The organism is Macrococcus sp. PK, from assembly GCF_022501545.1.
GTDB lineage: Bacteria > Bacillota > Bacilli > Staphylococcales > Staphylococcaceae > Macrococcoides > Macrococcoides epidermidis.
Genome location: NZ_JAEPRF010000001.1, coordinates 1 through 14,515, shown reverse-complemented (window position 1 = coordinate 14,515; position 14,515 = coordinate 1). Strand labels below are relative to the sequence as shown.

Sequence of the window (14,515 nt, the reverse complement as noted above, 5' to 3'; positions counted from 1 at the left end):
AGCTATGTATTGCATAGCTAAATGTATTTTTATTTCTTAAATTTTGGTACAAGTTTATACTCATCGTTCATTATTATTTCAGCATCAAAAGATTTTTTTGACCCTTTTAATCCTTTTATATTGCCAGTTGTTCCATTACTCAAAAGTTTTTCTACTTGCTTCTCAGTAAGTTTCTTACCAAATACTACGCTATTCAACGTAAAACCACAGCTACGATCCTCACATGCATAAAAGTCATACTTAGGTGTTTTAATATGTTTTACATGATTTGATTTACACTTAGGACATTTTCCAATATATTCAGCTTTATTCATGTTGGTAATAGATTCACCTTTAACATTGTTACTGATTAAACCTGGTAATTCTTTATAAAATAATGTTATAAATGCTTCTATACCTGAGATAAAATTATTCTGAGTTTCCTGTCCCTTTGAAATCATGGACAAACGTTCTTCCCATTCTCCTGTCATTTCTGCACTTGAGATTAATGATCCCTCTAATGCTTCACATAATATTTTCCCTTTGTCTGTGACTTTTAATTTTTTATTCTCAACTTTAATATATCCTTTATCGATAATATTTTTTACAATAGCACCTCGTGTTGCTGGTGTACCAATGCCTGATGATAAATATTCTTTCATTTCTTCGTTTTCTAATGTCTTTCCACATGTCTCCATTAATCCACCTTCACCACCTAATGATGCTTCTGTGAGATATGTAGGTGGTTTTGTTTTACCTTCTTTGCCAGTAATTTTTAATACTAAAGATTCACCTTTAGTAAAAATAGGTAGTGTTTGCTGTACTTCCTTTTCTTCTTCATTACTTAGATTTTTCCAACCCAATACTTTTGGTGTATTACCAGACACTTTGAATTTCGTATTATTCACTAATACGTCTACCTTCGTCTGTTCATAATGATAATCATCAGCAAAAATTGCCATTGTTTGTTTAACTACTGCATCATAGATATTCTTTTCATCTTTTGTAAAACTATTATACTGATCAGCTGTAGGAATTGTTTTAGTTGGAATTATCGCATAATGTTCTAGCACCTTATCATTGTCTACATACGTCTTTCTTGGTTCAGTATACTTAACTTCAAAATCCATATTTAGTAATGACTTATAGTTATCTATATTATTTTTCAGGTAATCAAATTCAGCAGTAGTTATCAGATTACTATCTGTTCGTGGATATGATAAATATCCTTTATCATATAATGATTGAACATAACTTAACGTCTGATCTAAGCTATATCCCCACTTGTTATTTCCTACCTTCTGAATACCACCTAGTTTAAATAACTTAGGTGCTTTAGTAGATTTGGCTGTAACAGTGACATTTTCAACAGTTCCATTCGCACTATTTAGTCCATTATCATTAATATATTGTTGTAATTCCGTATTAGTATCTAATCTAATATCACTTTTCAAAGTATATTTGATGCTATCTTTCTCACCCTCTGCAATTAAATCAAAATATATTTTTTCTTTAAAATTCTCTATTTCTTTTTCACGATTATACACCATAAATAATGTCGGCGTTTGTACTCTACCAACTGAAAATGCACCATCTGTTCTAATACCTTTATTTTGTAACAATATAGTTGCCATTCTAGTAAAATTCATCCCAACTAAATAATCACTTTTCCCTCTTGTTTCAGCTTCTACATAATATTTATATGTTTCTTTTCCATCTTTTAATTTTCGGAAAAAGTTTTTAAGTTCATTAGGTTCTTGTGTATTCGCCCACAAACGCTTTATTGGTACATTTTTAATTCCTAATAAATTTAAAACATAATATGCAATTGCTTCTCCTTCTCTGTCTGGGTCTGTTGCAATAATTATTTGATCATTTACTGATAGAGATTTTAATAGATTTTTCATGGCATTAAACTGATCTTTCACAGAATATTTTGATTGATATTTAAACTGTTTCGGTAAAAACGGTAAATCTTCTAGTTTCCACTTAGAATACTTTTCATCGTATTTATTCATAGGTGCTAATTCAACTAAATGTCCCACACACCATGTAATAAATACTTCACCTGGAAAAATATCCGATTTTCCTTCTAAGTACCCAGATTTACGATTGAAATTTCCTAATGCAACACCATATTTTTTTGCCTGATCAGGTTTTTCGGCTATAATTACTGTTTTCACTATATATACTCTCCTTAAAAATGAAGCTACTATCTTTAAAGATAGTAGCTCACTATGATATTTTAATCTGCTAAACTTCTTTCCATACCAGCTTCTTTTGTTTTTTCTTTACTATTTTCTTTAGCTTTATTCAGAACACAATTAAGGTTATCTGATAATCCTTTTTTATCCGATTCTTTAGTTATTGTTTTTGTAATTGATGATTCAATGGCTTTTTCGTATTTACCTTTAAATAATGGTTCATCAGGTTTAATAAATACTTCGTAATCAAAAGTATCTGATATTTTCCCTTTGTTTATATTTTCAGCTAAAACCTTTAATGGCATAACTCTTTCTTCATCAATTACTCTTACTACAACATCTTTAAAATGATTATCTTTGTCTATACCTAATTTTTTGGATAATGAATCTAGTCTCTCTCTAGTTTTCTCATTAACTACGCCTTCTCTATGGATATCTCCTAATTGGTCTTGTTCATGTAATTGTGTCACTATAAATTCTTTACTCATATCAGATTCAATTCTTGAATTATAAACTTCTTCAAAGTCTTTAAATTCTAGCATTTCTTTTATAGGTGTTGGTTGTCTATCATCTGCATAAACATTATGTAGATGATGAGGTTCTTTAGTTGCCTGAAATACATTCATTTTTTCTTTTACAAAGTCCTTTTCAATTGGTGATGCTTTTTTTAAGTCCATTTCTGTAATTTTTCCATAAGCATCATGAATAAGTATCTCATCATTATCTATTTCTATATGATAAGTAGTAAAATGAGGATATCTTCCACTCACAGCCTCTAATTTTTCACCATAATTATGGTTTAAATCCTGCATAACATTATTTAGGTACTCGTCATTAATGATTTCTTTCGTATTAGGTTTTATTGATATATGTGTCTGCATATCATGTTCACTATCTAGGGAATCTACTAATATTCCATCAAAAGCTTTTACTTGGACTTGTGTATCATTACCAAATAAATTTGATAAGTCTGTTTTTTCATTTTCAACAAAATTACGAATATCCATCTCTTTGACACCTTTTATACCAATAATTATTTCATCTGTATTTTCAAATACTAAATCTTTTTTATTCTCTAGTTCCATTGATTTGTTTAACTCATTATCAATACCTTTAATAATTTTTTCAGATGCTTGTGAAATATTTTTTAATGACTTTTCAACATCTTTAACATTATTCATATTATCAGTCCAATTTGCGATATAAGGAATCGTGAATTCAGAAGTGTCGATTCCATAATGTTTATTTACAACAAAAGATGTAAGTTCAGCTTCTAATTCTTTTATATTAGTAGGAGTTTCTCGATCATGCTTGTGCATGACAGCATGTGCTGTTTCATGCATCAATGTTTTTACATTTTCGCTAGTTGTGTTCAATTTATTTAAACCAATTACATTTTCACCAGGTGCATAATAACCCTTCGCCACCCCCATACCATTTTTACTAAAATTCTCCTCTTTAACTGGTATTCCTAAAGAATCAAGATATTTTATATTAGCATTTTTTAGTTTCTCAGCAAATTTAGGATCATTCATTTCCAATTCCATCCTTGCATTTGGATAGATGCTTGGATAGTCTTTTGGTTTAGCATCTGTTTGTGTTACGTCATATACAGGTGATAATTTATAGTACATTTTCTTTACAGTATCTAATTCATTATCTTTAACCTTTTGTTTTTCTTCTTTTGTGGCATATTTATATTGCTTCATTTTATTATCAGGTAATTTAATATATGTCACTGGATTTGGTGCAAGTATATTAATGGGCTTCTGATCATATAACACATTAAATCCTAATTCTTTAAATTTATCTTTAGAACCTACGAACAAAGCACCAGGATATTGGTCTTGCATCATCGCTATATTTCTTGGTGAATAGTCATACATCTTTGCCATAAACTTAAAAAACTCTAATGCTTCATCTGGGCTTTTCTGGTGAAATGAAATTTTTTCAATTGCATCATCAGCCCATTGTTTTTTTTCTTCCTCTTTAGCCTTCATCCAATTCTTTTTGTTGTAAGCCATAATAAATCACTCCTTTTATTAAATTTCTGATAAATAAAAATGATTGAGATCTTCAATAGTGAAATCCCAATCATCAATATTACTTGCACAGTATTCTATATAGTATTCAATTATTTCAAATTCTTTTGTCATTTTATAATGAATTGCTAATGCTTTATCTCCTTTTACAATATCAATACAGTTGCTGTGTGTAATGTTTTGTAATATAGAAATGAAGAGTATGAATCTATCTTTTTCATACTCTCCATCAAATGATATATTAATTTTTTCTTCTGGATTATCTTCATAATTAGTGTATATGGTGTAGTTCCTTTTCAACATCTATTCCTCCACTACTTCTTTTTTTTCAATATCAATATTTAAATATACTTGTTCATCTTCTTGATTAATTGAATCAATAAAATCTTTTTCAACTTTAACTTCCAAGTTTTCTTTTAATAATGGACTATAAACTACTACTGTGTTTAAGATATTATCAGTATCAATAACAGGACATAAATCTGTATTCATTATTATCACCTCCTTTTAATAATTTTATATTGTTATCTTTCTTGCTCGTATGCTTGTCTCTGTAAATCTCTCTCTATATTTTGTTGTAATTGGTTATGCTGATATTCTAATTCTCTGTTATGCATTTCTGATCTAAATGTTTTCTTTATTGCATTATTCATTTTGAACAAATTAACTTTAGGAGAAGTAAAATTTAGTTTATTATTCCCAGATGAATTATTGTAATTGTTATTATAATTTTCTCTGCTGATCATTTTAAATTTATTGTTATTTAAAGATTGTTGAGGTTTATTGCCTTTTTTATATTCAATACTTTGTGTTTCTTTTTTCATTTCTTTTAACAGTTCATTACCCATTTTTGATTTTAATTCAGAAATCTTATTTTCTTTATAATTCTTATATCTATTTTCTTTTCCTTCACCATAGATCTCTTTATAAAATTCTTCTTCTTTATCCAACAATCCTACAAACTCATTATATGAATCCTTATGATACTTATTAATATAATTCTCATTATACCTATCAATAAGATGTCTATGATTATCTAATTTTTTATTATTGTATTGCCAATCTTTTTTATTTTGAGGTAATGAATCACGAATATTTTTTAACAACTTCTTTTGTTCTAAACTTTGTTCATCTATTTTAATAGAATGGTGCAGTTCAAAACGTAGGTCAGAGATTTGTTCTAAATCTTTAGAACGATCAATAAGTTTATTAGCAAAAGTACTTTTCATTTTATCTAATGTTTTTTGTTTTAATTTTGCTTTAGGCTGTAATTCAAACTCACCTGTTTTCTCATATGTTTTGCTATCAATTCTTTTCTTCTTCTCAATTTCAACCATAGGTCTTGTATTTTTCATTTCAACTATTGAAGTATGAACATGAATATTATCGGTGTCGTAATGTATTTCTCCACACCATACTGCAGAAGCATCTAAATTTTCTTCTTTAAGCATTACTCTAACTGATTCTCTTACAGCTTGTTTGATTCTAATCTCATTAAGATAACCTGTTTCTTTATCTAATAAATTATGTTTTTCTAAAAACTCATTATCAAAAGAATATACATTTCCCCATAAAACAGATCCATTTTCCTGCCCCTTATTAAATAAATCTTTCATATTTATTTTTTCTTCATATGAAAAGTGATTTGATGTATCACCAAATAATCCAGATGCTTTTACATTTTTATTCATATAATTGATGTAATTACCGTAATTAATTTCTTTTTCATTATTTGTTTCTTTTATATAATCTAATAAATCATTTTCACCTCCTGCGTTTTTATATTGACTATACTCTTTTAGTAATTTCTTTTCAGATCTCGATAATAAAATATCATTGTCATAAAAAGAAGAATTCATTCTTTCAATATCATCAAAGTTAATGACATTATTTCCTTTCTTTTTTTCGTATCTTTCATAGTAATCAATAATCCCACTGAATGATTTTTTGCTACCAACTACATAATTTGATACCATTACTATCCCTGGTCTCAATTTAAATCACCTCTAATTTATTACAGAAAAAATGAATCTTTCTTTTTCTTTATTGTTTGTTGTTTATTATCTTCTACAAATTCTTTTGCTTTGTTGTAACTAATATTTTGTCCTTCTTTATATGAAAGCATCGGAATATGATCATGCCTATCAGCACTCCATGAAACAATTTCTAATATCATCTCAGATGTTTTATCTATAACTGTTAATTTATCATTTAAATTTTTATAATCATTTTTTAGATTTTCTTGTTCTTTTTCAAACAAATATGTTAGTACTTGATTCATGCTTGTAAAACCTTTTTCCATTTTCAGTTCATCAATCTTAATAATATTTGCCTCATTTATATAATATGATTTTTTCTTACCCGATTTATTTTCGTTCATAATAACACTCCTATTCAATAATTTTACTTAATTCTTTAGTTAAACTATTTATACTTTCGTTTTGTTGTTTAATAACAGTTACTAATTGATTATTAGTAATTTTTAATAAATGTATTTCGTCAATAACTACTTGATGAAGCGTTCTAAATTCATTATTCGCTATTGCTCTGTCGAGAATAATATTAATTAATTCATTTATTGATACCGAATTATCCTCTGCATATCGTTTTAATTTCGCATAAGTACTCTCATCAATATTTCTAATCATATAATTCATATTAATAATATCCTTTCAAATATTTTAAATATAAATCAGTACCATGTGCTATACAGGGTACTGATTTATATTAAATAAATAAATACCATGTGCTATACAGGGTATACATAAAAATTTAAATTATGAGTGTATTGCTATATTCAGTATACTGAATATAGCAATACACTATACTGAATATATACTGAATACAGAAATATATACCTTGTATATAGGAAGAATCAATAAAAAATGTGATATCATCCATTCAGTATATATTCAGTACATAGAAAGTAATCGGCACTGCCGATTTAATCACGTTTCAGCACTGCTGAAACTCGCCCGTAAGGGCGATGTGATATCACTTTCCCTTATGCTCATGTTTTAAAATTAATAAAAAAGAGCTATATTTAAGACTGAGAGAAAGTTTTCTTCTTCTCTGCTTCAAGCTCTATTATTTTTTTATTTTGTTCTTCAATCTTTTTATTATTGTCACTAATAAACTTTTTAAATTCTTCTTGCTTCATTTTAGCTTCATTACGTTCATCTTCATTAAATTCACTCATTTTAGCATCAATCAATTTAATCTGTGATTTTGCATTTTCAATTTCAGCTTGGTATTTTTCTATAGTTTTATTTACAGATTTAATATCTTTATCAATAAATGTTCTTTGATATTTTGCACCTTCTTCATAATAAATCTCTTTATCGTAAAACTTTATATTATTGTCTTGATCTGCTTCATTATTACTAAAATAAAATGAAGTGCTTAAACTATTAGACTTATCTTTATCTATTGTTACTACATCTGTTTTCAATTCTAAATCAGTTTTTAAAATACCATCATCCTTTTTATAGTTATCAATCGCCATTACTAAAAAGTTTTTATTAGGCATTAATAGTTTAGAATTATACTTTTTATTTAAATCATCTTTTAAGTGAACTGTAGTTGAAAAATTTTTTTCTGTAAGTGGCAGGAAAAATAATGAAGATTCTTTCTCCTTTATAAAAAACTTTGCAATAAATGTTTCTGTTTCAGGATTATATTTTTGATCCATCAAATATACTTTATAATCTCCAATTGTATAAGTTTCATTTTCTTTCATTAGCATATTATTTTGAGGATCACTTTTAAAAAAACTAAGAGCATACAATAAAATGTATGCTCCTACTAAAATTAAGATTGAAATTGAATAAATATTTCTGGCATTAAATTTTTTTTGTCTTGTATCTCTCACCATTTTTTGATTCCTCACTTATTTTATTCTGTTATACTATCAAACAGTTCTTTATTTTTTTCTTCGGTTAATGGTGAAATACTAACAACATCATCTAATCTTACATTTTCACCATCAACTAAGTATTTTGCTTTCATAATGTATAACGTGTCTGTTTTTAAATCGCTCTCCTCAACTGTAACTTTAAATAAAGTCAATCCTTCATATTCATTTTCTGCTAACTGTGTTGTGTAAAAATTAATATCACTTGTTGTTATTTTCTCGCTATTATCAACCTCTGGTTTAGACGTATCAATATTTTGCATTGCTGATAATTTTTCTTCATCTGTTACCCCAGACTTTGATAAAACATAAGCTTCTTTAATTTTATTCTTTGTTGCTTTGTATTCATCTTCTGAAATTATGAATTTATACTTTTTAAAGTAATCGAGTGCTTCATTATTAGAAATATTTGATAGATATTTATTTTTTTTATTAATATCTTCATTATCATAAAGATTTGAAACCAACTCGTCATTAAAGGAATTTAAAATTTCTATTTTATCTTCACTTTCTTTATTACTAACTCTGTTATTAGTGTTAGAAATATTTTTATCAGTATTCTGTGTAACAATTTCGTTTTTTTCTAAGGTCTTAATCTTTTTGTTAGCATCTGATAATTTATTGTTATAGTTCATATAACCAAACATCATCACGACAGCCATTATTATAATTATGACACCAGATAATTTTTGTATTTGCATAATTCAATCTCCTTATCTTATAAAGATACTGTGTTTACAAAGTGCTTACCGTTGATTGTCTTAATGATTACTAGATAGTTACTATTCTCAATCATTGGTTTATTATTTGGATACTGTACTACTGCTGAGTACGTTACATTAATTGCTTTATATCCTTTCGGTAAGTCTTTTGAATAAGCTACATTTTCTTCTGATTTCATATCTCTTAAATTTAAAAACTTAACTTCTTCTCTTCCTTCAAAAATCTGTTTTGTCTTTTTAAAATATGATTCTGTTGTTATATTTTTCATTCTGTTCAACGCAATATCATTTTTCTCTCCTGAGCGTAATACTAATAACGCTTCAACAAACTTTTCTGCAACATCTTTTTCATTTTCAATATCTACTGGTACGTCTTTTATTTCTTCTCTTTTAGTATCAAATTTTTCTTCTGTGGTTGGAACTTCTGTTGTTTCTATTGGTGATGATACTTCATCGGTTACATTTTCTTCAACATTATCTAAATCTGAATTCTTTTCAACATTTTGATTATTCTCTTCTACTTTTTCGTTTTTGTTACTGTTATTAAATAATGTAATTGCTATAGCGATTACAAGCATTACCACAACTAATATAGGAAACTTTTTCATATCAAATCATCCTTATCTTTTATTTTTTATTTCCAACATAATGATATCCATAGTAAGCACGACCACCAGTATCAATTAAATTTTCATTTAAATATCCAGCAGTATCAACTCGACCTACAAACTGATGATAAGAAGCATGTGCAATTGTATCAATACCTTGATACTTTCCTACATACAAAATAACGTGACCATTTGTTTTTGTTACCCATATATCACCCGGTTTTGCCTGACTTTTTTTCGTGTATCGTTTCCACTTCGGACTACTATCTAAATATCTTTGTTGTGTGTCTGTTGCTCCCCAAGGCAATCCTTTATCAGTAGTATTTATTATTACTGTCGCTACAAATCTATCACATGATGCATATAAATTTGCCATTCCTTCTCCCCATGGATGTGTTCCCATAGCAATCGCTTTTTTCTTTGCTGTTTTATATTTTGGTGGTGCTACACTTACACCATTAATATCTGCTCCAACGACATTTGCTTTTGCGTGTTGATTACGTGGATATGCAATACTTACTGCTAATTTCGCAGCATCTCCACTCATTTCTAGACCACCACATGGATCATCTTCTTCTTTTTTCTTGTCATCTTTTTTACCTGTTTCTGTTGTTTCTTTATCTTTTACGTTTTCTTCTGTTGCTCCTTCTTTATCCGTTGGAGAACTGAATTGTTCAACAGTTTTCTTAACAAGAGGAATCCAGTTACTATTCATATTAGTTGGATCATTACTAGCGCCTACTGGTGCATATTTCGGTCCAATTTTTTCAGGTGTGTCTAAACCTTGTGAAATATATAAATCATATAAATTTTTTAAACCTGCATCGATTCCATCTTCAATTGTTGGAAATACTCTTAAAGGACCACTACCCATGATTGAATATGGATTACGTTGTATCGTTGCATTTGCACCTTTACCCCAACCACTTTCCATAGCAATTATGGCAATTGCAATTTTGGGTGGGACTTTATGTTTTTCTGCTGACTTAACAATATACATCCCTTTTCCTTCTAACGCTCCACCTTTTGCATTAGCCTCAAAAATCGTTTTTATTTTATTTGGATCAATTTGTCCTCCACTATATGTTCCACCACCAGAAACGCAAGGATCAATATTTTGATTTTCATTAAATCCCTTTTCTTCTCCACCAAGCATAATTAAAGAAGTGATTAATATGATTGCTAATGCTCCTGTAAGTATAACTGTTAAAGTAGTTGAAGCAGTTAATAGTCCTACAATCCACATCCATATTTTTTTCTTTACAAATTGTTTCACCTTGTCCTTAGCGAATTCTTTCATCAGTTTTCCTCCATAAAAAAACGCTATTAAAAATTATTTAATAGCGTCACTGTATTTATTTTATTGATTTAAAACTTTTTATTTTCCATTTATCATTACTATCTTTAATGAAATCTAGTTCTGCTTTTTGTGATTTTGATTTATTAGAATCTGTTACTAACTCCTTCGGAAGTTCTTGTTTTAAATCTATATATGCCTTAGTACCGTCAATATTTACTTTGATCTCTGTTACCTTAATATCACCATATATATTAAAAATATCTTTTCTTTCAAATAACTTTTTAGATAATTCTTTAGTAATTAAAGAATCAACTCTATCTTTTTTTGAATTGTACGATTCATTTTGTTTCATTGTATACATTACTTTCGTAAACTTTTCTGCAATCTCTTTTATTGCCACTTCGTCTTTAAAATTAACATTATCTGTTTTACTTTCGTTATTTTGTGTTAAGAAAAAAAATAAAATAGCAGTTAATAATATAACTGCTACTACTGAAATGAGGAATCCTTTGTTTTTATTCATAATCTAAGCATCCTTTCTTATTGACCACCACTAAAACGATCCAATTGTTTTTTGTCAACATCATTATGGAATAATGTATTATTTGAACCTTGAATACTCAGAATAGCTTCCCCTTTTCCAAGTTGAGGAATAATTGCATATTCAGAAGTCTTAATCGTTTCTCCTAACACATCTTTTACAGAATCAATATCAGCTCTGTCAATTTGGAAAAAGAATTTATACTGTGTTAATGAGAAGATTTGTTTTAGCTGTGTAGTTGCATCATTATTACTATTCTCAGGAAGTAATTGTTTTGGTGATTGTGTCGCAAAGATAACACCAGCAAGGTATTTACGCATCTCTTTCATAAAGTTTACGATAAATTCTACTGTATCTAAGTTATTTACATTAACGATATTTTGACACTCATCAATAAACACCATAAATCGTCGTGCATCCTTACTGTCTATTACGCCATCTTCAATCATCTTTTTATATTTTTTACCGTTTTTTAAAGCCTGTGACCAAATTAACGACAAGGCAACAAACAATTGACATTTAAATACGTTATCAGATAGTTTTTCAAGTTGTTCAATGTTATAAAATACAATTTGTTCTTCGTCCATGTTAGGTATTGAAGTATGACCATCAAAAACATTTCCATATACATTAATCATATTATTTAATGTAGTCATAATTTTAGATTTAGCTTCTGCTGTATTTCTATCTTCTGGAATACTTTCAACATAGGCTCTAAACTGAGATAATGTCGGATATTCTTCTGGTCTTAATCCTGTAACTACCTTCGTTTTCTTTTCTTCTGGATTCTTTGACCATAATCCGATATCACAATAAAAATCGTTGAAATAACCAGATAAAATCATAATTTCTGTTTTCGTAAGGTCAGGGTTCATTAATCCAAATTGCATTTCTAGTTTTGATAGATGCTGTGTAAAACATGCACCTTCATCAATCGTTAAATCATAGCTGTCTGAGTTTGGATCGTCGATTTTATCACTTGTAGCTGTAGCCATAATTTCAAGCATATTAATCATTCCATTAGAGCCATCAAGCGAAACTGTTTTACCACCTTGTTCCTTTACTACTTGTCTAAAATCGCCTGCTTTATCAAATCCTCTGATAAAGTGATTTCTTGCAAACTGTTCTTCTTCAATTACCTTTAAGAATGTTGATTTACCAGAACCCATCATTCCAAATACGATTGAATTGAATGATTTTCTGATATTATCTACCTTAAACATATCAAGGTACACTGGACCACCAGTTTCTGTAGTACCAATAAAAGCACCGTACTCATCATTAATTGAAGTATGATCAAATGGATATCCAGCACCTAAAGTTACTGTAGGAAGTTGTTGTCCTACTTTAAAATTGATACCATGTTTCTTTTTTTGCTGACTATGATTATAAATTAAAGATTGCCATGCTTCTTTCGATTCAAAGTTCATCACCTGAGATTTAAATCCTCTTGCTTCCAAATCTACACGAATTTGTGCTACTAAATTGTCTAATTTCTCTAAAGTTGGTTGAGATACAAATAATCTAATAACAAGGTGTTTAATTTGTTCACCTTGATCATTCATCATATGAGAAACACCTAATAATGTTTGATATACATCAGTGGCTGCACTTTTAGTCATTGCATCTGCTTTTTGATCTTGAATACGTGCGGCCTGTTCTGATAACGAACGTTTCAAGTTTAAACGTACTTGTTCTTTATCTGCTGTTGAAATATCTTGTACTACAATCACTCCATCACGATTTACGATTGTTCTTAGCCAGTTATCATATACCGAAGAAGGATAAGCATATACCGTAAGACATGCCTCATATCCATCGCCTTTTTGTACATAGTTATCTTTAAATGAAATACCACCTTGAGGTTGCACGCGAGAAATTAATTCTAAATCATAGTTATCTTCTATATAATCTTCTACTTTAGTTTTAACTAACGCCTGTTCTTTTTTCTTTAGTCCAAACATTTATATTCTCCTTTAATTAAAAAAGCACTCTACCCTAATGATAAAGTGCTTTTCTTTGTATTTATAATTCGTTCATTATTTATTCAATAGTTAAATATTATAAATATTGCGTATTCATATTGTTCAACTGGAACAGTACATTTTCTTTCTTTTTAGCACTTAATGATTTTCTTTTTAATAATCCATTATTTGTCTGTCTAATGTTTTCTTTCATGACATCCATACTTCTTTTAGTTTCAGCATATACAAAACAATAATGATCCATTTCTTTATGTGATTTTGCTGATAGCTGTAATCTTCTGATTTGTTCATGGCAATATTGTTTTTGTAACGGATTAGAAGTAGTTTCATATTTGTGTAACCAGTAATTTTGTTGTTCTTCTGTATCTGAAGGATATTTGAAAGAAATTATTTTTAGATCTTCTATATTTATACGATAAAAATTTGCAAGTTTAATCATTAAACCACTATTTTCATCTTCGTTTATTGTACTTAAAGCGTGTGTTTCAAATTGGTACATTTCTAAGTAAGTATTATCATCTAACATTAAATAACCCTCTTGTGTTATTTGTTTGTAAGGCATTACAGATAATACTGTTAAATCTATTGATTTGTCTTTACTTTTTTTTCGTTCTTGTCTATCTCGCTTTATTGCTATTTTCTTAGGTTCTACAAAACCAGCCATTATATTATTTCATCTCCTTTTGATTATATCTTGAATGGTCTAGGCTTCTATAGCCCTGTCTATCCATCTTGAACATTGACAAAACGACCAAATACATTGATTTATCAGGATTTCCTTTAGGTTTTGCTGTTGCGATAAAACCTATCAATAAATGTACAATTACTATTATCGCTTTTAATAATCCAGTCGCATGTACAAAATTACTTACTACAAATCCTAATACAAGAAACACTACAATTATTCCAATATCTTTAAGAGATAATCTTCCCTTGATTAAAATATCAGCTTTCATATCTTTTGGTATTACATAACCATTATTCGCCATATTATCATCCTTTACTTTAAATAAAAGACTAGAGATTATTCTCTAGTCTTTTGATTTGTTTAAATTGATTTCAGGAAACTCAATACTTTTAGATTGTTGAGAGGTAGTAGGACGAAGCGTAACATTTTCTGATGTACTATTAAGTTTATTTCCAAATACTTCATCCACTCTTTTCAATCCATTTGTATCTGAATTAACTTTTGTGCCTTGTGTTTCATTTACTGCTCTTGTC

At 28.5% G+C, this 14,515-nt stretch carries 16 protein-coding genes; all 16 read right to left on the bottom strand.

What is annotated here, in order from left to right:
* Positions 1 to 29: 29 nt before the first annotated feature.
* Positions 30 to 2,162 carry a type IA DNA topoisomerase gene (locus JJJ02_RS00080; RefSeq protein ID WP_240836659.1) on the bottom strand — a complete coding sequence of 711 codons (2,133 nt, stop codon included), beginning with the start codon at positions 2,160 to 2,162 and terminating at the stop codon, positions 30 to 32.
* Positions 2,163 to 2,224: 62 nt separating this feature from the next.
* Positions 2,225 to 4,207 (bottom strand): ImmA/IrrE family metallo-endopeptidase, encoded by a 1,983-nt coding sequence (locus JJJ02_RS00075; protein WP_240836658.1) that lies wholly within the window; start codon positions 4,205 to 4,207, stop codon positions 2,225 to 2,227.
* An 18-nt stretch (positions 4,208 to 4,225) separates the two neighbouring features.
* A complete protein-coding gene (locus JJJ02_RS00070; RefSeq protein ID WP_188018752.1) occupies positions 4,226 to 4,528 on the bottom strand; it encodes a hypothetical protein in 303 nt (100 codons plus the stop codon).
* Entirely contained in the window at positions 4,529 to 4,717 is a 189-nt protein-coding gene (locus JJJ02_RS00065; protein ID WP_240836656.1) for a hypothetical protein, read from the bottom strand.
* Between the two features lie 32 nt (positions 4,718 to 4,749).
* Positions 4,750 to 6,219 carry a MobP2 family relaxase gene (gene mobP2, locus JJJ02_RS00060; RefSeq protein WP_240836654.1) on the bottom strand — a complete coding sequence of 490 codons (1,470 nt, stop codon included), beginning with the start codon at positions 6,217 to 6,219 and terminating at the stop codon, positions 4,750 to 4,752.
* A gap of 20 nt (positions 6,220 to 6,239) precedes the next feature.
* Complete coding sequence (locus JJJ02_RS00055) at positions 6,240 to 6,605, bottom strand: hypothetical protein (protein ID WP_240836653.1); 366 nt, start codon at positions 6,603 to 6,605, stop codon at positions 6,240 to 6,242.
* 10 nt (positions 6,606 to 6,615) lie between these two features.
* On the bottom strand, positions 6,616 to 6,882 hold the full coding sequence (locus JJJ02_RS00050; protein ID WP_240836651.1) for a FitA-like ribbon-helix-helix domain-containing protein: 267 nt from the start codon (positions 6,880 to 6,882) through the stop codon (positions 6,616 to 6,618).
* Between the two features lie 386 nt (positions 6,883 to 7,268).
* On the bottom strand, positions 7,269 to 8,099 hold the full coding sequence (locus JJJ02_RS00045; protein ID WP_240836649.1) for a coiled-coil domain-containing protein: 831 nt from the start codon (positions 8,097 to 8,099) through the stop codon (positions 7,269 to 7,271).
* A gap of 20 nt (positions 8,100 to 8,119) precedes the next feature.
* The gene (locus JJJ02_RS00040; protein WP_240836648.1) at positions 8,120 to 8,839 is read right to left on the bottom strand and encodes a hypothetical protein; all 720 of its coding nucleotides are present in this window, start codon (positions 8,837 to 8,839) and stop codon (positions 8,120 to 8,122) included.
* 17 nt (positions 8,840 to 8,856) lie between these two features.
* The gene (locus JJJ02_RS00035) at positions 8,857 to 9,468 is read right to left on the bottom strand and encodes a hypothetical protein (protein WP_240836646.1); all 612 of its coding nucleotides are present in this window, start codon (positions 9,466 to 9,468) and stop codon (positions 8,857 to 8,859) included.
* A gap of 19 nt (positions 9,469 to 9,487) precedes the next feature.
* Positions 9,488 to 10,768 (bottom strand): glucosaminidase domain-containing protein, encoded by a 1,281-nt coding sequence (locus tag JJJ02_RS00030; protein WP_240836644.1) that lies wholly within the window; start codon positions 10,766 to 10,768, stop codon positions 9,488 to 9,490.
* Positions 10,769 to 10,823: 55 nt separating this feature from the next.
* Complete coding sequence (locus tag JJJ02_RS00025) at positions 10,824 to 11,291, bottom strand: hypothetical protein (protein WP_240836642.1); 468 nt, start codon at positions 11,289 to 11,291, stop codon at positions 10,824 to 10,826.
* A gap of 17 nt (positions 11,292 to 11,308) precedes the next feature.
* The gene (locus tag JJJ02_RS00020) at positions 11,309 to 13,273 is read right to left on the bottom strand and encodes a VirB4 family type IV secretion system protein (RefSeq protein WP_240836640.1); all 1,965 of its coding nucleotides are present in this window, start codon (positions 13,271 to 13,273) and stop codon (positions 11,309 to 11,311) included.
* 97 nt (positions 13,274 to 13,370) lie between these two features.
* The gene (locus tag JJJ02_RS00015; protein ID WP_111744462.1) at positions 13,371 to 13,958 is read right to left on the bottom strand and encodes a hypothetical protein; all 588 of its coding nucleotides are present in this window, start codon (positions 13,956 to 13,958) and stop codon (positions 13,371 to 13,373) included.
* Positions 13,959 to 13,962: 4 nt separating this feature from the next.
* The gene (locus JJJ02_RS00010; RefSeq protein WP_240836639.1) at positions 13,963 to 14,283 is read right to left on the bottom strand and encodes a DUF5592 family protein; all 321 of its coding nucleotides are present in this window, start codon (positions 14,281 to 14,283) and stop codon (positions 13,963 to 13,965) included.
* Between the two features lie 42 nt (positions 14,284 to 14,325).
* A partial coding sequence (locus JJJ02_RS00005) for a hypothetical protein (protein WP_240836638.1) occupies positions 14,326 to 14,515 on the bottom strand: 190 nt, incomplete at its 5' end.

Excerpts from the sequence above, each read along its gene's own strand:
- JJJ02_RS00075 (WP_240836658.1), bottom strand. The coding sequence starts at position 4,207 with ATGGCTTACAACAAAAAGAATTGGATGAAGGCTAAAGAGGAAGAAAAA.
- JJJ02_RS00070 (WP_188018752.1), bottom strand. The coding sequence starts at position 4,528 with ATGTTGAAAAGGAACTACACCATATACACTAATTATGAAGATAATCCA.
- JJJ02_RS00065 (WP_240836656.1), bottom strand. The coding sequence starts at position 4,717 with ATGAATACAGATTTATGTCCTGTTATTGATACTGATAATATCTTAAAC.
- JJJ02_RS00055 (WP_240836653.1), bottom strand. The coding sequence starts at position 6,605 with ATGAACGAAAATAAATCGGGTAAGAAAAAATCATATTATATAAATGAG.
- JJJ02_RS00050 (WP_240836651.1), bottom strand. The coding sequence starts at position 6,882 with ATGAATTATATGATTAGAAATATTGATGAGAGTACTTATGCGAAATTA.
- JJJ02_RS00045 (WP_240836649.1), bottom strand. The coding sequence starts at position 8,099 with ATGGTGAGAGATACAAGACAAAAAAAATTTAATGCCAGAAATATTTAT.
- JJJ02_RS00040 (WP_240836648.1), bottom strand. The coding sequence starts at position 8,839 with ATGCAAATACAAAAATTATCTGGTGTCATAATTATAATAATGGCTGTC.
- JJJ02_RS00035 (WP_240836646.1), bottom strand. The coding sequence starts at position 9,468 with ATGAAAAAGTTTCCTATATTAGTTGTGGTAATGCTTGTAATCGCTATA.
- JJJ02_RS00030 (WP_240836644.1), bottom strand. The coding sequence starts at position 10,768 with ATGAAAGAATTCGCTAAGGACAAGGTGAAACAATTTGTAAAGAAAAAA.
- JJJ02_RS00025 (WP_240836642.1), bottom strand. The coding sequence starts at position 11,291 with ATGAATAAAAACAAAGGATTCCTCATTTCAGTAGTAGCAGTTATATTA.
- JJJ02_RS00020 (WP_240836640.1), bottom strand. The coding sequence starts at position 13,273 with ATGTTTGGACTAAAGAAAAAAGAACAGGCGTTAGTTAAAACTAAAGTA.
- JJJ02_RS00015 (WP_111744462.1), bottom strand. The coding sequence starts at position 13,958 with ATGGCTGGTTTTGTAGAACCTAAGAAAATAGCAATAAAGCGAGATAGA.
- JJJ02_RS00010 (WP_240836639.1), bottom strand. The coding sequence starts at position 14,283 with ATGGCGAATAATGGTTATGTAATACCAAAAGATATGAAAGCTGATATT.